The 21518-nt window shown below is 36.5% G+C and carries 16 protein-coding genes; 8 read left to right on the top strand and 8 right to left on the bottom strand.

The genetic code is table 11. The features are described 5' to 3' along the window. Positions 1-84 precede the first annotated feature (84 nt). The 5 genes from C8J95_RS10675 (at position 85) to C8J95_RS10650 (ending at position 8155) form a co-directional block, all read left to right on the top strand. Positions 85-477 (top strand): acyl-CoA thioesterase, encoded by a 393-nt coding sequence (locus C8J95_RS10675; protein WP_059322487.1) that lies wholly within the window; start codon positions 85-87, stop codon positions 475-477. Next, entirely contained in the window at positions 477-1037 is a 561-nt protein-coding gene (locus C8J95_RS10670; protein ID WP_107808314.1) for an AraC family transcriptional regulator, read from the top strand. Before C8J95_RS10675 ends, C8J95_RS10670 begins: the two co-directional genes overlap by 1 nt. A gap of 335 nt (positions 1038-1372) precedes the next feature. Continuing rightward, a complete protein-coding gene (locus C8J95_RS10660) occupies positions 1373-4351 on the top strand; it encodes a heavy metal translocating P-type ATPase (RefSeq protein WP_107808313.1) in 2979 nt (992 codons plus the stop codon). Between the two features lie 127 nt (positions 4352-4478). Further along, positions 4479-5861 carry a phosphatase PAP2 family protein gene (locus C8J95_RS10655; RefSeq protein WP_107808312.1) on the top strand — a complete coding sequence of 461 codons (1383 nt, stop codon included), beginning with the start codon at positions 4479-4481 and terminating at the stop codon, positions 5859-5861. Positions 5862-6007: 146 nt separating this feature from the next. Then, positions 6008-8155, top strand: a complete 2148-nt coding sequence (locus C8J95_RS10650; protein ID WP_107808311.1) for a prolyl oligopeptidase family serine peptidase — start codon at positions 6008-6010, stop codon at positions 8153-8155. A gap of 107 nt (positions 8156-8262) precedes the next feature. Here the strand turns inward: C8J95_RS10650 and C8J95_RS10645 are convergent, their stop codons facing one another. The 4 genes from C8J95_RS10645 to dacB all read right to left on the bottom strand — a co-directional run bounded on the left by C8J95_RS10645 (position 8263) and on the right by dacB (position 12184). Continuing rightward, positions 8263-8709, bottom strand: a complete 447-nt coding sequence (locus C8J95_RS10645) for a DUF4265 domain-containing protein (protein WP_107808310.1) — start codon at positions 8707-8709, stop codon at positions 8263-8265. 64 nt (positions 8710-8773) lie between these two features. Then, a complete protein-coding gene (locus C8J95_RS10640) occupies positions 8774-9517 on the bottom strand; it encodes a glycerophosphodiester phosphodiesterase family protein (protein WP_107808309.1) in 744 nt (247 codons plus the stop codon). A 119-nt stretch (positions 9518-9636) separates the two neighbouring features. After that, positions 9637-10803 (bottom strand): HAMP domain-containing sensor histidine kinase, encoded by a 1167-nt coding sequence (locus tag C8J95_RS10635; RefSeq protein ID WP_059156404.1) that lies wholly within the window; start codon positions 10801-10803, stop codon positions 9637-9639. A gap of 4 nt (positions 10804-10807) precedes the next feature. After that, the gene (gene dacB, locus C8J95_RS10630) at positions 10808-12184 is read right to left on the bottom strand and encodes a D-alanyl-D-alanine carboxypeptidase/D-alanyl-D-alanine-endopeptidase (RefSeq protein ID WP_107808308.1); all 1377 of its coding nucleotides are present in this window, start codon (positions 12182-12184) and stop codon (positions 10808-10810) included. 109 nt (positions 12185-12293) lie between these two features. Here dacB and C8J95_RS10625 point away from each other — a divergent pair, with 109 nt between their 5' ends. After that, positions 12294-14495 (top strand): bifunctional (p)ppGpp synthetase/guanosine-3',5'-bis(diphosphate) 3'-pyrophosphohydrolase, encoded by a 2202-nt coding sequence (locus C8J95_RS10625; RefSeq protein WP_078781313.1) that lies wholly within the window; start codon positions 12294-12296, stop codon positions 14493-14495. A 9-nt stretch (positions 14496-14504) separates the two neighbouring features. After that, positions 14505-15659, top strand: coding sequence for a Na+/H+ antiporter NhaA (gene nhaA, locus C8J95_RS10620; RefSeq protein WP_107808307.1), 1155 nt, complete (start codon positions 14505-14507; stop codon positions 15657-15659). A gap of 189 nt (positions 15660-15848) precedes the next feature. On the opposite strand, the gene C8J95_RS10615 is transcribed toward nhaA, so the two are convergent. The 4 genes from C8J95_RS10615 to C8J95_RS10600 all read right to left on the bottom strand — a co-directional run bounded on the left by C8J95_RS10615 (position 15849) and on the right by C8J95_RS10600 (position 20551). Beyond that, the gene (locus C8J95_RS10615) at positions 15849-16508 is read right to left on the bottom strand and encodes a rhomboid family intramembrane serine protease (RefSeq protein WP_034870367.1); all 660 of its coding nucleotides are present in this window, start codon (positions 16506-16508) and stop codon (positions 15849-15851) included. A 1-nt stretch (position 16509) separates the two neighbouring features. Further along, positions 16510-18510 (bottom strand): S9 family peptidase, encoded by a 2001-nt coding sequence (locus C8J95_RS10610; protein WP_107808306.1) that lies wholly within the window; start codon positions 18508-18510, stop codon positions 16510-16512. 161 nt (positions 18511-18671) lie between these two features. Next, positions 18672-19451, bottom strand: a complete 780-nt coding sequence (locus C8J95_RS10605) for a zinc ribbon domain-containing protein (RefSeq protein WP_059156400.1) — start codon at positions 19449-19451, stop codon at positions 18672-18674. 2 nt (positions 19452-19453) lie between these two features. Then, complete coding sequence (locus C8J95_RS10600; RefSeq protein WP_107808305.1) at positions 19454-20551, bottom strand: Nif3-like dinuclear metal center hexameric protein; 1098 nt, start codon at positions 20549-20551, stop codon at positions 19454-19456. A 99-nt stretch (positions 20552-20650) separates the two neighbouring features. On the opposite strand from C8J95_RS10600, the gene C8J95_RS10595 reads away from it, so the two are divergent. After that, entirely contained in the window at positions 20651-21493 is an 843-nt protein-coding gene (locus C8J95_RS10595) for an ion transporter (RefSeq protein WP_107808304.1), read from the top strand. Positions 21494-21518 lie beyond the last annotated feature (25 nt).

Here is a 21518-nt window from a genome sequence, read left to right as displayed (position 1 = left end):
CATAAATCTCTCTACCAAAACTTCTGCATTTATTGTAGAAGTTTTTTTATTTTTACTCTATCAAAACAAATTAAGTTTATGGCAATGAATTTCCATACCCGTAAATGGGTAAAACCTGAAGATCTAAACCCTAATCAGTCTTTATTCGGGGGCAGACTTTTACAATGGATAGATGAAGAAGCAGCATTATATGCTATTATACAGTTAGAAAACCCACGTTGCGTTACCAAGTTTATATCAGAAATCAACTTTATACATTCCGCTACACAAGGTGATATCGTAGAAATCGGAATTCTGGCAACATCTTTTGGACACACCTCTATTACACTTTCATGTGAGGTAAGAAATAAAATGACAAGACAAACTATTATAAAGATTGACAAAATTATAATGGTAAGCCTGGATGACCACGGTAAACCATCTGCACATGGAAAAACCAAAATAGAATATCCACACGACAGATTCCCTGAAGGCTAATGGAATTACACATTAAAAATATGGTATGCGGCAGATGCCTGTCTTCTGTTCAGAATATCTTTAATAATCTGAATATTTCTCTGACTAAATTAGAATTGGGGGTTGCTGAAACTAAGGATACTCTTGACAAGGAGCAAGTCTCTGTGCTCGAAAAAGTGTTGAATGAACAAGGCTTTGAAATACTTCAGGATCTTTCGGTAAAGCAGATTGAGAAAATGAAAACTCTTATTTTGCAGAAAGTACAAAGTCTGGACATTGAGGAAGACTTTAAAATATCAGTATACCTTAGTGAGCATTTGCATAAAGAGTACAGTTCTCTATCTAAGCTATTTTCTCAGACAGAAAATGTTACGTTGGAGCAATACTATATCCTGCATAAAATAGAAAAGGTAAAAGAACTTCTGGTATACAATGAGTATTCACTTACACAGATAGCGGATATGCTTGGTTACAAAACAGTACAGCATCTTTCTTCCCAGTTTAAAAAGGTTACAGGATTTTCACCTTCACAATTCCAAAAAGCAAAAGACAAACACAGGCAAGCTCTGGATAAAATCTAAAGTTTAATTCAGCCAAAGGATTACTATAACATTTTATAGAAAAACGAACACAACGGCACAATTGAGCTATAAAAGATTCTCAAAAAATTCTTAAGGCACAAAGGAAAAATCAAAGATTTTTTGTTAACATAACTAATTTTTATCGTAGGATAAAAATCTTTGTGCCTTAAAAAACAATATAACACTTATTATTTATTGTTTTTTGCGCCTTTGTGCTAGTTCAATTTTATTTTATTTCTACAGAAATAAGAAGCTGAATTATATAAACATCTTCCATATATTTATAATACATACCTGATTTCACTTTCCGAAATTTGTAGTATAAAATATTAAACATGGAAAAAGTATTCAGCATAAAAGGAATGTCATGTGATGGTTGTCGCAGTAAAATAGAGAAAAAACTAAATGAAATAGAAGGTATCTCTGCTACTGTACAACTAGATCCTCCTGTAGCTAAAATACATTCAGAAAGAGACTTTTCAGAAGAAGAACTTCAGAAGAAGTTGGAAGAAGCCGGGAATTACAGCATTCAACATGAAGCTCCAAAATCCGGATGTTGTTCTGCTCCTGCGGGTAACTCGTTACCTGCAGTCGGAAGCCTGAAAAAAGAAGCAGCAAAACATACTGAAGAGAAATCTTCATGCTGCTCTGCAACAAATCAGCAGCAGCAACATAGTATAGCTCCGGCTGATAAAATATCGCCTAGCGGGCAGTATATATGCCCTATGAAATGTGAAGGTGAGAAAATATACAACGAACCTGGAAGATGTCCGGTATGTGGGATGTTCCTCGCTCCTATTGAAGAAATAAATCCCCCTGCAAAGGAAGAAAAAGCTTCATGCTGCTCTACAGCAAATCAGCAGCAGCAACATAGTATAGCTCCGGCTGATAAAATATCGCCTAGCGGGCAGTATATATGCCCTATGAAATGTGAAGGTGAGAAAATATACAACGAACTTGGAAGATGTCCGGTATGTGGGATGTTCCTCGCTCCTATTGAAGAGGTAAACGCTCCTGAAAAAGAAGAAAAAACTTCATGCTGTAGTGGCGGACACCATCACACAGAGAAACCTAAAGTAACATCATCATCGGCTGGTAAATACTACTGCCCAATGCATTGCGAGGGAGATAAATTATACGATAATCCCGGAAGCTGTCCTGTATGTGGTATGAATCTGGAAAAAATACCAGAGCTGAAGAAAAAAGTACAGTATACCTGCCCCATGCACCCGGAAATTATTCAGGATGGCCCTGGTAACTGCCCTATTTGCGGTATGGATCTCGTCCCTATGGAACCGACTGAAGAGGAGGATGCAACCTACAAAGATCTTCTGAAAAAGTTTTGGATTTCCGTAGGTTTTACCGTTCCTGTATTTATATTGGCTATGGGTGGAATGATTCCCGGTAATCCAATTTTGAAAATATTATCACCCGAAGCTAACGGTTGGATACAATTAGGGTTAACCGTTCCTGTTGTTTTCTATGCTGCATGGATGTTTTTTGAAAGAGCATGGACTTCTTTCAAGACATGGAAGCTCAATATGTTCAGTCTTATAGGTCTTGGTGCCGGAGCTGCTTTTATATATAGTTTAGTTGCTTTAATCTTCCCGGATATTGTTCCTCATGAGCTAAAAGAGCATCACGGTGGAGCCAACTTATATTTCGAATCTGTAGGAGTTATCCTTACGCTTGTTCTTCTTGGGCAGCTGATGGAAGCAAAAGCACATTCCAGAACAAATTCTGCGATAAAGGAGCTTATCAAGCTTTCTCCGACAGAAGCTACACTGGTAGAAAATGGTCAGGACAAAAAGATTTCTGTAGATGATATTCAGCTGGGAAATATTCTAAAAGTAAAACCGGGTGATAAAATTCCGGTGGACGGAAAAATTACAGAGGGCTATTCTACAATAGATGAATCTATGATTACCGGAGAGCCTGTTCCTGTAGATAAAAAAGAAGGAGACAGCGTAACATCGGGTACTATCAATGGTAACAGAACTTTCCTGATGGAAGCTGAGCGTGTAGGTGATGAAACACTGCTTTCACAAATCATTCATATGGTAAATGAAGCCAGCAGAAGTAAAGCACCTATCCAGAAACTTACTGATAAAGTATCAGCCATCTTTGTTCCGATTGTTGTATTAATCGCAGTTCTTGCATTTATAATATGGAGCATTTGGGGACCAGAACCTAAGTTTGTGTATGCGTTTGCCTGCCTTTTGGCTGTTCTTATTGTGGCATGCCCTTGTGCACTTGGATTGGCAACACCTATGTCGGTAATGGTGGGTGTTGGAAAAGGTGCAAAGAATGGTATTTTGATTAAGAACGCAGAGGCTCTGGAAAATCTTAATAAAGTGAATGTACTGGTAACAGATAAAACAGGAACACTTACAGAAGGAAAACCTGTTGTACAGAAAATTGGAACATTTGGTCAGTATACAGAAACGGAAGTATTACAATTGGCTGCCAGCCTTAACCAGAATAGTACTCACCCACTAGCGGAGGCCATTATTAAGAAAGCCAAAGAAAAAGGCCTTAGACTGGAACAAGCCAGCAATTTTGAGAATATTTCCGGAAAAGGAGTATACGGACAAACAGGAGGCAAAGAAGTTCTTGTAGGAAATGAAAGTCTTCTGAAACAATATAATATAGTTATAGACCAAATAATTGCAGCACAAATTACTGCTGAACAGGAACAAGGAAAAACAGTTTCTTTTGTCACTATAGATAATAATATTGCCGGTTATGTAGCTATTACAGACCCTATAAAAGCAACCTCTAAAGAAGCAGTACATCAGCTAATGCAAATGGGTGTAGATGTCGTAATGATAACAGGTGATAATCGTAAAACTGCCAAAGCTGTAGCTGATAGTCTTGGGATAAAACATTATATTGCACAGGCCCTTCCTGAAGACAAACTAAATGAAATAAAAAAGTTACAGGAACTAGGTAAAATTGTTGCAATGGCAGGTGACGGAATTAATGATGCGCCAGCACTGGCACAATCTGATATTGGTATCGCAATGGGTACAGGTACCGATGTGGCAATAGAAAGTGCACAAATAACCTTATTAAAAGGTGATCTTAAGGGTATTGTAAAGGCAAAGGTACTTAGCCATAAATTGGTTAGAAATATCAAACAAAACCTACTCTTTGCATTCCTGTACAATGTATTAGGTATCCCAATAGCAGCAGGTATATTATACCCTTCTCTGGGTATTCTGCTCTCCCCTATGATTGCAGCTGCTGCGATGAGTTTTAGTTCCGTTTCAGTAATTGTTAACTCATTGAGACTGAACTCTGCAAGGTTGTAAAATTCATTCATACATAATCTAAAGGGCTATATCATAAAGGTATAGTCCTTTTCGTTTATCTCTAAACTCAGAAGTTTTCACTATTTTTGGTACCCAATTATATATTGGATACTACTACTATTACTATATGAGAAAACTTTATTTACTTGCGGGTATTGCTTTATTTTTTGTATCCAAAGCGCAAACGGATACAATAAAGAAAGATACTGTTATTCCTGCAAAATCACTTATTTCTTACACACCGACCACCTTGGAGTCCAAACCTAAATTTTTCCAAAAGGAATGGGTGAAGAAATCAATCGCTCCGAGTATCTTATTTGTAGCTTCCGCAGCTACATGGGGACAGAAGGAACAAATACGTGAAAACAGAAACAGATATCTTCCCAATTTTAAGGTTCCTTATGACGATTATTTACAATATACGCCTGCATTGGCAGTATATGGATTGAAACTGGCAGGCGTAAAGGGACGTAATAATATAGGAAGGGCTACCCTTTCTTATGCAACCAGTCTTGCGATTATGGCAATTTTGGTTAACTCCATAAAATATACAGCAAAAGTCGAGCGTCCGGACGGATCAAAAAGAAATTCTTTTCCATCGGGGCATGCTGCAATGGCTTTTACCAATGCAGCCTTTCTGGATAAAGAATATGGACTGGTAAATCCTGCTTATAGTATTGCAGGATATAGTGCTGCAACATTTACAGGATTAGGCCGTGCTTTAAATAACAGACACTGGTTGCCCGATATTCTTGCAGGTGCCGGTATTGGTATTCTTTCTACAGAATTAGGTTATTTCTTTATCGATAAAATATTCAAAAATAAAGGAGATAACATGGGTTTGCTTTCCAAAATTGAGGGCAACGAAAATCCTTCTTTCTTGGCCCTGAAATCGGGAGCAACAATTTCTATGTCTAACTTCCTGAAAGAATCAGGTCTGAGTGACAGAAAAACAGTAGGTTTTGAAGCAGGTCTGGAAGGAGCATACTTCTTCAATAAAAACTGGGGTGTTGGTGCTGATTTAAATATCAGTACATTCCCTGTAAGAGCATTACACCTGAAGACTGAAGATCCGGATTTGGAAACTCTGGATGTAAAGACCGAATCTCTGGGCTTTCTAAATGCTATGATAGGACCATATTTTGCCTATGACCTTACAGATAAATGGCAAGTAATGCTAAAGGCTACTGCCGGATATTCCAAAGCTGCCAATGGTAAAGTATTCTTAAAGGACGATGATCCCACAGCAACACAACAGTATTACAGGATAGCAACCTATCGCCCATCTAAAAGCCTTATGATGGGCTCGGGAATATCTTTAACCTACAAAATAACACCACAGTTGGGTATTACAGCATACAACGATTTCCGTTTTACCAACTCTAAAATCAAGTACCACTTCTCTGATATCGTAGAGAATGATGATAATCTGAATCACGATTTCGATGTATCTTCTCACGAGCAGATCTCTTATATGACACTAGGACTAAAGCTAACAGCTTATTTCTAAATAGTAAATCCCTCGTAGTTTTTTATTTTCTATGAGGGATTTATTTTTAAATTAGTTACATTATAACTCATTGAATAAATAATAGTCTAAACAAAGCCTTTTTTATTTATTGAGTCATCACCATTACACCAAATACATAAAATAATATGAAACATTCTGTTTCCCTTATGGGCTTGTTTTTTTGCCAGCTATTAGCAGCCCAGTACAATTATCCCAAGACACCAGAAGTACCTGTTACCGATGATTATTTTGGAACAAAGATTACGGACAACTATCGTTGGCTTGAAGATCTTAAAAGTCCCGAGGTAAAATCCTGGTTCAAGGCACAATCCGATTTTAGCCATCAGATTATAGATAAAATTCCGAATCGCGAGTTTCTTTTCAACCGTATGAAGCAGATCCAAGAAATGGCAGGTGACTCATATGGTACTCCTATTCAGCGAGGAAAATTCTATTTTTATAAAAAAACCAAGAAAGACGGAAAGCTTGCCAAGCTTTATTCAAGAAATATAGATACAGGAGTAGAGACATTGGTTTTTGATCCGGAAACTTATAAAAAAGATGCTCAAATATCTAATTTCAATATTGATATGAAGGGAGAAAAACTGGCATTACTATTCTCAAAATCCGGAGGAGAAATTTGTGAATTGAGAATTCTGGACCTCAATACAAAGAAGATGTTGAATGATGTACTCAGCCCGATATGGAGTGAATTTGCATTCGAATTTACACCAGATAGCAAAGCTATTACTTATACTAGGATGAGCACTGCGGACCCTAACAGCGAAAACCTGCTAAAAGAAATGAAAGCGATGCTGCATGTGATAGGTACTGATACCGGACAGGATATAGTAATTGCTTCACGGGAAGAATATCCGGAGTTGAATATACTAACAGAACAATTTCCTGAAGTTACGTTTACAAACGATTATAAGTATATACAACTAAGAATCGGATCGGTAAAGTCAGAATCGCCTGTATTTTATGCTCCGTATTCTTCTATCAATGAAAAGAAAATTAAATGGACACAAATCGTAAAGGCTTCAGATGATATTGTCCAGTTTCATATTTATAATGATAAGCTCTTTTTCCTTACCCATAAAAATACCCCTAATTATAAAATAGGTGTTACAAGCCTGGCTAATCCTGATTTTGTAAAAGCAAAAACGGTGATTCCTGAAAGCAAAAACTTTATAACGTCTATTCACAGCTCCAAAAACTATTTGATTTACTCACTGAGTGATGGTGTTAATCAGGATAAATATCAGATTAATCTCCAAACACTCACAACAAAAAAAATTCCGCTGCCATCAGGTGTTAACACGTCCAGTTCGCTTAATGATCGTGAAAATGATAATATTATTTGTGATAATGCTGGCTGGCTAACACCAACCGCTGTATATAATTATAGTCCCGAAACTGGTAATGTATCCAAAAATAAATACTTCAATATCAATGACTATCCTGATTACAAAAAACTTTATGAAATTAAGGAAATAGAAGTAAAAAGCCATGATGGTACTATGGTTCCACTGTCTATTATATATCCTAAAAATATGAAAATGGATGGCAATACCCCTGCTTATATTACAGGATATGGAGGATATGGAATTTCATATGATGCCCGTTTTATAAAAAGACTCGCTGCTCTGTTGGAACAAGGTGTTGTTATAGCATTTGCGCATGTAAGAGGCGGTGGAGAAAAAGGAGAAGACTGGCATAAATCCGGAATGAAAGCTAATAAACCTAACACATGGAAAGACTTTATTGCCTGCTCAGAATATCTGGTAGACCAAAAATATACATCTCCTTCCAAGTTGATTGGAAACGGCGTAAGTATGGGTGGAGTTCTTATTGGCCGCGCAATAACTGAGCGTCCAGACCTATTTGCTGTTGCTATAGCCGAAGTTGGTTTGACTAATGCAATACGCTCTGAAATTACAGCTAACGGCCCAAATCAGATTCCGGAAATTGGTACTCTGAAAAATAAAGAAGACACCAAAAACCTCCTTGAAATGGATGCCCAAAGCAAAGTAAAAAAAGGTGTAAAATACCCTGCTGTTATTGTAAGAACAGGTATGAATGATTCCAGAATTGTTCCATGGGGACCTGGAAAATTTGCAGCAATATTACAACAAAACTCAGCTTCAGGAAAACCTGTACTATTATATGCAAACTATGAAAACGGACACTTTACAAGCGATCAGAATGTTGTCTTCCGGGAATATGCAGACATCTATTCTTTTGCCTTATGGCAGGTAGGACATCCGAAGTTTCAGCCCTCAAAAAAATAGATAAATATATTGAATAAGCACGGAATAGATCCGTGCTTTTTTATTGATTACAGCATCATTTTGGTTTTTATCCACTGTCACGGAACTCAAACAATAAAAATTAGGATTTAAGCTATTACTTGTTTATAATGTGTCTCTGATAAACAAGACTCTTTAAAATCAATAATATTACTATTAAATTGAGTAGTTAAATACTCTTTTATAATAGAATAGTTTACATTTGGGGGGATATCAATGGCTAAGAGTTTCTGGTTATACATACCTTCCCAAGAACAATTCAATAATTCAATATCTTTAATAACCTTATCTATTTCCTTTTCATTAAAAAATACAATTTGTATAGTACTATGTTCTGATGCATTAATAATTTCATCAAAATGTAGATTACCATTTTCTTCCTCAACAGTAATAATATCATTAAAAGCTATATTAGGCGCAAAAAATGGAATATTCTTTATTTGATATTTTATATCTTCCTTGAATTCTGCCCATAATGTTTCTACTGAAGTATTACCTTCAATATCATAATATGTCAGTATTACTTTTTTATCCATAAATTTAGTGTTTATTTATATTGATAAAATATTTCTTGTTATTCATATATTGCTTTATAGCTTTTTATAGTTTCTGAAAAACATCTGGTGTATTGGTGGTTACAAAATCTATTCCTTGAGCTTTTAATTTTAGGAAAATATCCGGATTGTCTACTGTCCACGCATTTGTGATTAGTTTTAGATCTTTTGCTTCTTTTAACCAGATCGGATTCTTTTCGAATACACTGTAGTGATAATCTATTCCGTCTATTCCCAGATCTTTAATTTCTTTCGGTGAAAGATCTCCTTTCAGATACTGTACTTTTGCTTTTGGATCCAAACGTTTCAGTTCCTTACAGATAAATAGACTAAAAGAAATATACTGAGTCTGGCTCTCCATTTTATTTTTTTTCACCAGTACCAAACTCTTTTCTACAGCTTCTTTTTCAAATGCTTCGGAAGCCAATGGTTTTATTTCAAGAATCATCTGTACAGCCGGATCCTTCTTCCCTTGTTTAAGGTATTCATCCAGAGTAGGAATCACTTCACCATCTGCTAGCTTTTCCTTTCTAAGTTCTTTAAAATCTGTTGCTGCAATAGCTATTTTATTAATATCCTCATCGTGATTAATCACTGCAACACCGTCTTTTGAAAGACGAACATCAAACTCTGATCCATAAACTTTAAGCTTTTGCGCTCCTTTTAATGCATGGATTGAATTCTGGGCAGATCCTTCTGTCTTCCAGAAACCACGATGCGCAATAATCTGAGTTTGTGCCATAGCCATAAAACTAAAAATTGATAATGCACCTATGAAATACTTCTTCATTTTTACTAAAATTAAATTCTATACATAATTACGAATTTAGTTTTAATTGAAAACTGCGATTATCATTAAGATTTTGTAATCTTTAATAATTAGCAAAGGTAATTCGTAATTAAATAATCCTATGCATCTTTACTTCTGGATAGTATAATTCTGAAAGTTGAACCCTTCCCGACTTCGGTTTGTAATATCTTAATATCGCCATTATGATAATCTTTGATTACCCTTTTTGCGAGAGAAAGCCCAAGCCCCCAGCCTCTTTTCTTTGTTGAATATCCCGGTTTAAAAGCATTTCTGATCTGTGTCTTTGTCATTCCGGAACCGTTGTCTTTGATATCAATAAAAATACTATCTCCTTTTTCTGAAATCTGCATATTAAGATCTCCTATTCCCTTCATCGCATCAACAGCATTTTTCACAATATTTTCTATAACCCAGTTTATCAGAATTCTGCTGTGTGGAATCAGAATTTCACCACCAGGCAACTGGAGCGAAAAATTAATTTTATTAGAGATTCTGGTTTTCAGGTATTCATGATTTTGTTCAATCGTTTCTTTCAGATTAAGATCGTTAAGCTCCGGAACAGAACCTATCTTGGAAAAACGTTCGGAAATTGTTGTAAGCCGCTGTATATCTTTTTCAATTTCCTTTACACCTACACTATCTTCATTTTCCAAACGCAAAATTTCTAACCAGCCTATCATTGACGATAACGGAGTTCCAATCTGATGGGCTGTTTCTTTGGCCAATCCCACCCAAAGGAAACCTTCATCACTTCGTTGTACCGTTCTCAAAAACCAAAAGGAGAATAGTACATAAGCTATAATCACTCCACCTAAAGCTAAAGGATAATAGCGAAGGTTATTCATGAGTCTGGAGTTGGTATAATAAATATACTGGACATTACCATCCGGCATTTCTATTTCCAAAGGTTTATAAGACTGCTCCATTTCGGAAAGCAGATTTTTTACTTTACCCGGATTGTCTGTTACATCCTGTGGTAAATTCAGCATATTTACCGGATTGTTAAACCTGTCTGCAACAATAACCGGAATACTTTTATTATCATCCAGAATATTCAGCAGTAAAAGCTGCACCTGTGGATCCTGTACAGAATCTTCATTTAGTAGTTTTTGTGCCTGTGCAAAGAGCTTAATCCGGTGTATTTCCTCTTTACGCAGGTAATTAATAAGTATCGCAGATGCCAGAATAGATCCTAATACAATAAAACTGAGGAGTACATATACTGCCCAGTTAGCAAACTGCGAAAAGAATTTCTTTTTCTTCAAATTGTTATTTTAATTCATCTAAAACTTTATACATCAGACTGTTTATATTTCCTCCCGAATAATTATTAATAATCATGGAGAATACATATTTCTTGCCCGATTTACTCTGGTGATAGCCTGTATATGCTTTACTGGCTTTTATAGTTCCACTCTTCATTTTCATCCCGTTATAAGTTGGAAGTGCTTTATAAAAAGCATCAAACCACGGCTGTTTCTGTGCATATAAAAGAGCCTGAACTTCAGCTTTTGCCGACACATAATTCTGTGGCGAAAGCCCACTTCCATCTGCAAAATTAATCATTGCCGAAGCTATACCTTTATCCCGCCAGTACTGCTTCAGTTCACTAATTCCGGAATCAAAAGATGTATTCTTTGTTTTTTGTCTCGAGAAAGTTTTCACCAGTGTTTCACCATACAAGTTTACGCTTTTCTGAAGAAACCAGTAAATAATCTTGTCCAGCGTTGGTGACTGATAGGTAAAGAATACATTATTCACGGGAGTCTGAGAGATTTCGTTGCCCTTAATTTTTTCAGTATTATAGGTCAGAACCTTTCCTTTGATTGTAATTCCTTTCTCCGAAAACCATTTTTTGATTTCAGTTCCCAGTACTAAAGGTGGATTAGGTAAAGCTCCGGAAACTACAGTTGTTTTACCTGCCGGCAGTCTGCCGTTTATTAATCCAAAATCCGAGAATGGTGCTGTATAAATAATACTATTATCCCCGCTTCCTTCGGCTTTTACTTCACTGACCCAATTTACATTTACCGGAGTATAGTTAAAGTTTTTAATATCTTTTCCTCCAGCTACACTCATATCAAACTGATTTTCGTTCCAGCTTATTCCCCACACGCCTGCGCCATAATAATTTCCCATATCATTCCATGGCCAGCCTCCGGGGGTTGTCTGCAAATCGAAATAAGAATCGTCCAGTATAAGGTCTCCTTCAATGGCTTTTATCCCTTTATCTTGTACAGCTGCCAACAGCTTTGCTTTGAAATTCTCCGGCTTATAACCTTCATAGCGCCAGCTTCCTAATGTAGGATCCCCATTAGACGTGAGATACAAGTTACCCTGCAATGTGCTGCTTTGTAGCTGTCCGCTATAAGATGCCTGTGTTTTAAAAGTAAAAGAAGGTCCTAATTTATCTAAAGCAGCAATAGCGGTAAAGATCTTCTGTGTACTGGCAGTAGACAAGCCCTTATTCCCTTGATATTCGTAAACTACATTTCCATTTTCATCAGCTACATAAAACGATAAGTTAGCTGCCAGCATATTTTCTGACCCTGTCATTTTTTTTGTTTCAGCTTCAAGTCTTTGAGATATATTTTGAGCTGCAACTGTCTGACTTATAACTAAACCGATTATGAATGTCTTCCTCATAAATTTAATTTACCCAAAGATAGCGATTTTCAACCGTGTCTATTCTTCAAAAATATTATGATTTTACCCTAAAAAATAGTATTTTAGTGTAACTTAATTGATGAAGGAAATGGTTTACGACCTAGAACAAGAAAATAAAGAAATCTTAGCCCGATATAAGGACCTGATTTCTAATACATACCGAACACTTGATGAGGACCAGAACAAACTTATTCGTAAAGCATTCGATATCGCTTTGGATGCCCACAAGGATCAGCGACGTAAAACAGGCGAGCCTTATATATACCATCCTATTGAAGTAGCAAAAATTGTAGCTAATGAAATAGGCCTTGGTGCAACAAGTATTGCATCGGCGCTTTTGCACGATGTTATCGAGGATTCTGATTACACTTATGAAGATCTTGAAAAACTGTTTGGAAAAAAAATTGCGGATATCGTACAGGGGCTAACTAAGATTTCGATTATGAACCACCAGAATATTTCGGTTCAGTCGGAAAATTACCGTAAACTCCTTATGACTTTGTCCGAAGATTTTCGGGTAATTCTTATCAAGATTGCCGACCGTCTTCACAACATGCGTACACTGGATAGTATGCGCGCTGATAAGCAAAAGAAAATTGCTTCAGAAACAGTTTATATCTATGCTCCGCTGGCACACAGACTGGGTTTGTATAATATAAAATCGGAGTTAGAGGATCTTTCGCTGAAATACAATAATCCGGATATTTACAATGAAATTACAGAGAAATTAATTCTGGCAAAGGAAAGCCGGGAGAAATATATTGCTGAATTTACAAAAGAGGTTTCTGAGAAACTCAAAGAAGAAGGACTAAACTTCTCCATAAAAGGCCGTGCAAAAGCTATTAGTAGTATTTACCGTAAAATGCTGAAGCAGAATGTAAGCTTTGAGGAGGTCTATGACAACTATGCCATCAGAATTATTTATAAATCGGATGCTAAAAACGAGAAATTCCTTGCCTGGAAGATCTACTCTATTGTTACCGATCTTTACCACAGCAACCCTGCCCGAATGCGGGACTGGATATCTCAGCCGCGTTCTACCGGTTACGAAAGTTTGCACCTTACAGTATTAGGTCCGGACAGTAAATGGATCGAAGTACAGATCCGAAGCGAGCGAATGGATGAAGTGGCAGAAAAAGGTGTTGCTGCGCACTATAAATACAAAGAAGGTTATAAGAAGAACAACGATGACCGTAACTTTGAACAATGGGTTACTCAGATCCGTGAGGTTTTGGAAGGACAACAGTCGCTTTCCACCAACGAACTTCTGGACAGCATCAAACTAAACCTTTATAGTAAGGAGGTTTTTGTCTTCACGCCTAAAGGAGAAATCAAGCTCCTTCCGTCAGGATCCACAGCTCTGGATTTTGCTTTTTCGGTTCACACCGATTTAGGAATGAAATGTCTCGGAGCCAAAGTAAACGGAAAATTGGTTCCTATTTCTTATGTGCTGGCTAATGGTGATCAAATTGATATTTTAACCAGTAACAACCAGAAACCAAAAGCTGACTGGCTGGACTTTGTTGTAACATCTAAGGCTAAAGCTAAAATTAAAGCAGCTCTCAACTCTCACAAAAGTGAGATGGTAGATGAAGGAAAAGAAATTTTGCAGCGTAAAATGCGCCATGCTAAGATTGCGTATACTGATGATGAAATCAACAAATTACAAAAGTTCTTTAATTATAAAACCTCTCAGGAATTATTCCTGAATTTCCAAAGTGGTGTACTGGATGCTTCGGATCTGAAAAAGTATGTCGACGGAAAAGGAATGATTAGTAATCTTTTACAAAAATTCCGTAAAACGCCAAAACAGGAATTTGTTGCTCCAGAACCGGCCTCTGATCTGGATATGATCGTTTTTGGTAAGGACGAACAAAAAATGGATTACAGTTTTGCAAAATGCTGTAGTGTACTTCCTGGCGATAAGATCTTCGGATTTATTACAATTAATGATGGTATAAAGGTGCATAACGAAAACTGCCCGAATGCTATCAACCTACGTGCTAACTACGACTACCGTGTTCTTACTGCCAAATGGGTAAATGCGGAGCGCTTTACCAACCGTGCGAAAATAGAAATAGAAGGTCTGGACAGACAAGGTATGATTAATGATATCTCTACAATTATTTCCAATAATATGAACCTGGACATGAAGAGTTTCTCTATTGAATCCAATGATGGTATCTTTACAGGAAATATCGTACTCGAAGTCAGAAATAAATCCCAACTGGACGAAACACTTAAACATCTTAAAGCGATTAAGAATGTTACTAAGGTCAGACGTCTGTAAAAACAATGTATGAAGTTAACTCAATATTTTAAAAAATTTTTCGAAAGCAGCCAGTCATCTGGCATTATCCTTATTTTATGCGTACTTGTATCCTTATTCATCGCTAATTCCTCATTAGGGACAGGATTTCAGAATATTCTGGACAGTCATCTCGGCCCCTATTCTGTAGCAGAATGGATTAATGATGGCCTTATGTCTGTATTTTTCCTGTTGGTAGGTCTGGAAATTAAACGGGAAATGCTGGAAGGTGAACTTTCCAATATTAAAAATGCTTCCCTTCCTATTTTTGCAGCCATCGGAGGAATGCTTGTTCCGGCACTTATTTATGCGTTTTTTAACAACGGAACTGAATATGCAAAAGGATGGGGAATTCCAATGGCAACAGATATAGCTTTTTCTTTAGCCATTATCTCTATGTTGTCCAATCGCGTTCCTGCTTCTATTAAGATATTTCTTGCTGCATTAGCTATTGTTGACGATTTAGGAGCTATTCTTGTTATTGCAATATTCTATACAGAACAGCTGCACTGGAGTTACTTACTAATATCAGGAGGTATTTTAGTACTTCTTGTATTATTCAATAAGCTCGGTGTTAAAAAACATATTTTCTATCTGATTCCGGGTGCGGCCTTATGGTACTGCATGCACCATTCTGGTATCCATGCTACTATTGCAGGTGTTTTGTTGGCCTTTACAATACCTACGAACGCTTCTGAAACAGAAATCTCTCCTCTGGAAAAACTGGAAGGTATGCTACACACTCCGGTTAATTATTTAATTATGCCAATTTTCGCACTGGCCAATACCAATATTGTTTTTCAAAAAGGAATGGTGGATGGATTATTTACCAGTTTCGGAGCCGGTATTATTGGAGGTTTAATTATTGGGAAATTAGTCGGAATTTTATTCTTTAGCTTTATAGCAGTTAAATTAGGAATCAGTAAACTACCCCAACATTCTAAATGGTCACAAATGGTAGGTGTCGGCTTACTTGCTGCCATAGGATTTACAATGTCTATTTTCATAGCAATTCTGTCATTTAAAGGACATCAGGATATCCAGGATGAAGCTAAGTTTGCCATTCTTGTAGCCTCTACCCTTGCTGGATTCGGCGGATACACGGTATTAAAATTCGCCTCTAAAAAGAGAAAAAGACTCAGCTAATAAAAAATATTTATTATAAATTAAAAGCCGGAAAAATTCCGGCTATTTTTTATCCATCAAAGCAAACCTTATAGGTTTTAGAAACCTATAAGATTAATAATCTCAGTATTTTAATATCCTTTACAAGGATAATATTACACATAAAAATGCCCCGCTAAGCAGGGCATTTTTGTTGTATAATATGATATTCTATCGAATACCGCCTTTATTAAATAATATTCTGAATGCCAGATACAATAATGGTAAAGACATGATAAGAATCTGGAAAATATGCTCCAGCGTATTCATGGGGAAGCTTATAAAAGCATAAACAAGCCCTACAACTGAACCTCCTAAGTGCGCAGCATGTCCCAGATTGTCCCATTCTTTTGGATTAAGCATCATATAAACAGAATAACCGAAATATAAAGCTCCGAAGATATATCCGGGAATAGGAATTGGTATAAAGAAGAAGCCTATGCCCAAATATGGGTTCATGGCAATCGCTGCAAACAAAATACCTGAAACACCTCCACTTGCTCCGATAGCCGAATACATTGGATTATTCTTGTAGATAAACATACTGAAAAGATTTCCGGCAATAATTGCTCCGAAATAAATCAGTACAAAGCCTACCTTTCCAAAATAATCAATTACAATTCCGCTAAAGAAATATAATGTAAGCATGTTAAACAACAAGTGCATAATATCGGCATGCAGAAATCCTGATGTCAACAAGCGTATATATTCTTTATTTCGCTGAATAGCTCCTACCTGGAACATATACTGAGAAAAAAATCCTCTGTCGTTAAAACCTTTAAAACTTACTAATGCTGTTGCAGCAATAATAATGATAACTAATAAATCCATATTATAATGTTTCTTTCAACCATCCAAAGAACTCGCGTTGCCATACAAGAGCATTATGCGGATGAAGTACCCAGTGGTTTTCATTAGGGAAATAAACCATTTTAGCTTTCAACCCTTTTAATTTAGCAGCCTGGAAAGCTTCCTGTCCTTGCTCGTAAGATACTCTGAAGTCTATACCCCCCTGTACAATCATAATAGGCTTATTCCATTTTCCTACATAATTACTTGGGTTGTATGTCGTGTATGCAGGTGCATCTGGTTTTTCCCAGTAAGAACCTCCAATTTCATGATTGGCAAACCATAACTCTTCGGTAGTGCCATACCATGACTTCATATCAAAAAGACCATCGTGGGCAATAAATGTTTTGAATCTGTTTTCATGAATACCTGCCAGCATAAATACTGAGTAACCACCGTAGCTTGCTCCTACAGCTCCCATTCTCTCTCCATCTACATATGGAAGTGTTTTCGCAAAGTCAGCAGCAGCCAGATAATCTCTCATTGGCTGTCCTCCCCAATCTTTACTGATATCAGCATTCCATTTCACTCCCCAACCTGGCATACCACGTCTGTTCGGCGCAACGATAATATAATCATTTGCTACCATAAGAGCCATATTCCAACGCTGGCTGAAAGTCTGAGTAAGTGCAGATTGCGGACCTCCCTGGCAATATAGTAATGTTGCATATTTTTTATTCGGATCGAAATTCGGTGGATAGATAAACCATACTCCCATTTCTTTACCGTCAGACGTTTTCACCATTTTCAACTCACTCTTACTTGGTGTAATTGCAGCGTAGTTATCTTTATTAACGTCGGTGATCTGTGTAAATTCTCCACTCTTTAAGGAAACATTAAACAAATCAGGACTGTGGTTAAAATCTGTTCTGGTTACTAGTAATCCGTTTTTAGTTTCTGCAAAAATTCCGCTAACATCAAATTTATCTTTTGTTACCTGTGCAATTTTAGCATTCTGAGAATTAACGCTGAATAATTGTCTTACTCCTCTATATGCTGCATTGAAGTAGATCGTTTTTGCATCTTTGGACCAATAGAAACCTCCATCCACACTATCGTCCCAATTTTGAGTAAGGTTGGTTTTCTTTTTGGTTTTCCAGTCCATGATTACGATATCATTCTTATCTGCTTCGTATCCGTCTGCACGCATACTTTGCCATGTAAGGTACTTACCATCCGGGCTGAATTTAGGGCTTACATCGTAGCCCATCATTCCTTTTGTAAGGTTTTCTGTCTGGCCACCTGCAAGATCATAAGCAAAAATATCTGTATTGGTACTCTGTGCATATTCTGCACCGTACTTTTCTTTTGTTACGTATAACAACCGGCTGCTATCCGGACTCCATACGAAATCTTCAGCACCACCAAAAGGTTGTTGCGGAGACATAAATTTCTTTCCTTCAAGAAGATCTTTTGCTTTTGCAGCTTCTTCAGAAGTATTCACAACAAATACATGAGACATTTTACCTTCGTACCAGGTATCCCAATGACGGTTGTTAAGGTCTGTATAAATCTGGGCTGTAGACTTTGAGGTGTCTTTGTACTTATCTTTTCCAAGAATAGTTTCAACCTGAACTTCTTTACTGAATGCTACCTTCTTTCCGTCCGGAGATACTACAATGTTATCTGCATCGTCTCCTATTTTATAGAATTCTGCCCATGTATTTCCTTTATCTTTAGAAATATAGATTACTCCACCTTCTGTAGCATAAAGACCGTTTTTATCCCATTGAATAATTGCTTTTTTTCCAAAGTCAATTTGCTTTGCAGAATTATTCAGAAGATCCAGAAAATAAGACTTTGCATTTGTTTTCTCAGTTTTCAGATCTGTAATGCCTACTTTATAAATCAGAGAAGACTGATCCGGCGCAACAGCCTGAACAGAGAATTTGCCTAGTGTCCATAATTTTTCCGGAGTCATCACATTTTGCGCATTCATTAATAATGGTGCAGCCAGAGCAACTGCAGTATGCTTTAATTTCATGTACGGTTTATTTTAATTAGTTGATAAGTTGTTTGGTTACCTATATATTACACGTTTCAGTTTTTACCTGTAAATTATATTACCTCCCATAAATCCTACGAAAATAAAAAAATCCATTCACTTTTAATGAATGGATTTGTAAATATTTTATATCTAACTTCTTAGAAGTTGATAATAGTTTTCATTTTCTCCTGTTCTTCCATTACCAACTCGTCGTCAACAAGGATTTTACCTGAGTACTCATCGATGATAATTCTCTTTCTCTGAGCGATTTCAAGTTGCTTTTGTGGTGGAATAGTGAAGTAAGAACCTTTAGCAGCACCTCTTTCGATACCTACTACTGCTAAACCGTTTGAAGAGCTTGTTCTGATTCTATTGTAAGAAGATAAAAGTCTATCATCAATTTTTTCAGAAAATTCTTTAGATTTCTCTAAAAGATATTCTTCTTCTTTCTGAGTTTCAGATACTAAACCATCTAATTCATTTTTCTTGAAGTTAAGATGGTTAGTTAGTTCGTCGATTTTAGCATTTACTTCAGCTAAAACTTCATTTTTATGATCGATTTTAGCATTGAATTCTCTGATTTTTTTATCAGCTAACTGAATTTCCAACTCCTGGAATTCAATCTCTTTACCAAGGGCCTCGAATTCTTTATTGTTTCTTACGTTATCTTGCTGAGATTTATATTTTTCAATTAAATTCTGAGCATGACTTCCAGCTTCTTTCTTAGCTTTGATCTGATCCTGAAGATCTTTGATCTCACTGCTAAATTTAGCTGCTCTTTTGTTAAGACCTTCGATTTCGATTTCCAAATCTTCTACCTCAATTGGTAATTCACCTCTTGTGTTACGGATTTCGTCAAGTCGGGAATCAATGATTTGCAGATCGTATAATGCGCGAAGTTTGTCTTCTACACTAATTTCTTGTGCTTTTTTAGCCATATCTATAAGAAATAATTTACGGGATTCGTTTTTATATTCGTCTTTAAGATTGCAAATTTAGTAAATTTTTCGGAGAAAAATTCATATAATTGTTCAACAACGAATTGCTCGGATTCAAAATGGCCTATATCTGCCAGTATAATCTTATTTTCAGCGAGAAAAAAATCGTGATATTTAAAATCTCCGGAGAGGTATATATCGCATCCGGCACCTATTGCGGCTTTAATTCCCGAAGCTCCGCTTCCTCCTAGTACTCCTACTCTTTTTATTTTTCTATTCGGAATTTTGGAATGACGGATTACATCCAGTCCAAATTTTTCTTTTACAAAGGTTAAAAAAGTAATGGCATCTGTTTCTTCTTTCAACTCTCCATATTGTCCCAAGCCTTCATACTGATTATCATTTTCCAAACTATAGATCTGGTAAGCTACCTCTTCGTATGGATGTGCCGCTTTCATAGCTTCAAGAATCTTGTTCTTTTTATAGGCCTCAAAAACAAATGATAGCTGTACTTCTTCTACATATTCTCTTTGCTCTATACTGCCTATTTTCGGATTAGCTCCATCTAAAGGGCGGAAACTTCCTTCTCCATTAAGCTTGAATCTACACTGATCATAGAAGCCTATTTGTCCGGCTCCGGCGTCAAAAATAGCCTGTTCTACCTCATTAGCATTATCTTTTGGTACATAAACACTAAGATAAGAAAGTTGTTTTTGCTTTGGCATCAGGACCCTCATATTCTCCAGACCTAATTCTTTACATATTCTGTAATTAACTCCAAACAGGTCATTATCCAAAACTGTATGAATGGCATAGATGGCAATTTTATTTTCTAATGCCTTCATAACACTTCTTTCAACATAATTTCTTCCGGTTAAAGATTTTAACCCTGAGAAGATAATCGGATGAAAACAGATAATAAGATTGCAATTGGTTTCTATAGCTTCATCTACAACCTCCCCCAGAGCATCATGACATAACAATATTCCTGTAACTTCCCGATCCGGGTTTCCACATAATAATCCTACATTATCAAAATCTTCTGCCTGTTGCAAAGGCCATTGTTTTTCTGTAATCGAAATTATTTCTTTAACTTTCATCCGTTATTTAATAATATTTTTTTGTTTTCTACAGAATGAAATAGACTTTCATCCATTTATTTCTGTAAGAATGACACGAAGATATTAATTTTGCTACAGATGAGAAAAATAAGACTAAAACCGGAATATGATTTGACTCCACAAGAGGGATGGTTGGAAAAGGTTTATAAAATCATATATCTATCGAATACCAGAGCCGGAAAAACTTTCGATATTATATTATTGACTGTCATTCTGCTTAGTACAGTTATTGTGATGCTGGAAACAGTGCCCACACTAAGTCTTAGAATGATTCGGAATCTGTATCGTATTGAATTTTTTGTAACCATACTTTTTACCATAGAATATATTCTCCGAATTGCGTGTATAAAGGATAAAAGAGAGTACATTTTCAGTTTTAACGGAATCATTGACTTCCTCTCTATTGCTCCGTTTTATCTTGGACTAATTTTCCCTACTACACATTATCTAATTGTTATCAGGTTACTGAGACTTCTAAGGGTTTTCCGAATTTTCAATCTTCTGGATTATATGAAGGATGGCCGTTATATTACCTCGGCTCTAAAACATAGCTCCCGGAAAATTTACATTTTCCTGTTATTCCTTTCCATTTTTATCGTTATTATCGGCGCCCTGATGTATGTAGTAGAAGGTGGTGTAAATGGCTTTACCAGTATACCTACCAGCATCTATTGGGCTGTTGTAACTATTACTACGGTAGGCTATGGAGATATCTCTCCTGTTACACCTATAGGAAAATTCCTTTCCATTGTAGTAATGCTCTGTGGTTATAGCATTATCGCAGTTCCTACCGGGATTGTTACTTCGGAGTTTCGGCAAAAAAGAGCGTTAAAAAATGATCTGGCCTGCCAGCGATGCGGAAATTCTGAAAATGATTCGGATGCCCGCTATTGTAAGAAATGCGGTGAACGTCTGTCTTAACAATTGAGATTTCTGCTTATTAATG

This window comes from Elizabethkingia sp. YR214, from assembly GCF_003058195.1.
Taxonomy (GTDB): Bacteria; Bacteroidota; Bacteroidia; order Flavobacteriales; family Weeksellaceae; genus Elizabethkingia.
The sequence above is the reverse complement of the archived record's forward strand: the minus strand, read 5'-3'. Positions and strand labels throughout refer to the sequence as shown.

Excerpts from the sequence above, each read along its gene's own strand:
- C8J95_RS10675 (WP_059322487.1), top strand. The coding sequence starts at position 85 with ATGAATTTCCATACCCGTAAATGGGTAAAACCTGAAGATCTAAACCCT.
- C8J95_RS10670 (WP_107808314.1), top strand. The coding sequence starts at position 477 with ATGGAATTACACATTAAAAATATGGTATGCGGCAGATGCCTGTCTTCT.
- C8J95_RS10660 (WP_107808313.1), top strand. The coding sequence starts at position 1,373 with ATGGAAAAAGTATTCAGCATAAAAGGAATGTCATGTGATGGTTGTCGC.
- C8J95_RS10655 (WP_107808312.1), top strand. The coding sequence starts at position 4,479 with ATGAGAAAACTTTATTTACTTGCGGGTATTGCTTTATTTTTTGTATCC.
- C8J95_RS10650 (WP_107808311.1), top strand. The coding sequence starts at position 6,008 with ATGAAACATTCTGTTTCCCTTATGGGCTTGTTTTTTTGCCAGCTATTA.
- C8J95_RS10645 (WP_107808310.1), bottom strand. The coding sequence starts at position 8,709 with ATGGATAAAAAAGTAATACTGACATATTATGATATTGAAGGTAATACT.
- C8J95_RS10640 (WP_107808309.1), bottom strand. The coding sequence starts at position 9,517 with ATGAAGAAGTATTTCATAGGTGCATTATCAATTTTTAGTTTTATGGCT.
- dacB (WP_107808308.1), bottom strand. The coding sequence starts at position 12,184 with ATGAGGAAGACATTCATAATCGGTTTAGTTATAAGTCAGACAGTTGCA.
- C8J95_RS10625 (WP_078781313.1), top strand. The coding sequence starts at position 12,294 with ATGGTTTACGACCTAGAACAAGAAAATAAAGAAATCTTAGCCCGATAT.
- nhaA (WP_107808307.1), top strand. The coding sequence starts at position 14,505 with ATGAAGTTAACTCAATATTTTAAAAAATTTTTCGAAAGCAGCCAGTCA.
- C8J95_RS10615 (WP_034870367.1), bottom strand. The coding sequence starts at position 16,508 with ATGGATTTATTAGTTATCATTATTATTGCTGCAACAGCATTAGTAAGT.
- C8J95_RS10610 (WP_107808306.1), bottom strand. The coding sequence starts at position 18,510 with ATGAAATTAAAGCATACTGCAGTTGCTCTGGCTGCACCATTATTAATG.
- C8J95_RS10605 (WP_059156400.1), bottom strand. The coding sequence starts at position 19,451 with ATGGCTAAAAAAGCACAAGAAATTAGTGTAGAAGACAAACTTCGCGCA.
- C8J95_RS10600 (WP_107808305.1), bottom strand. The coding sequence starts at position 20,551 with ATGAAAGTTAAAGAAATAATTTCGATTACAGAAAAACAATGGCCTTTG.
- C8J95_RS10595 (WP_107808304.1), top strand. The coding sequence starts at position 20,651 with ATGAGAAAAATAAGACTAAAACCGGAATATGATTTGACTCCACAAGAG.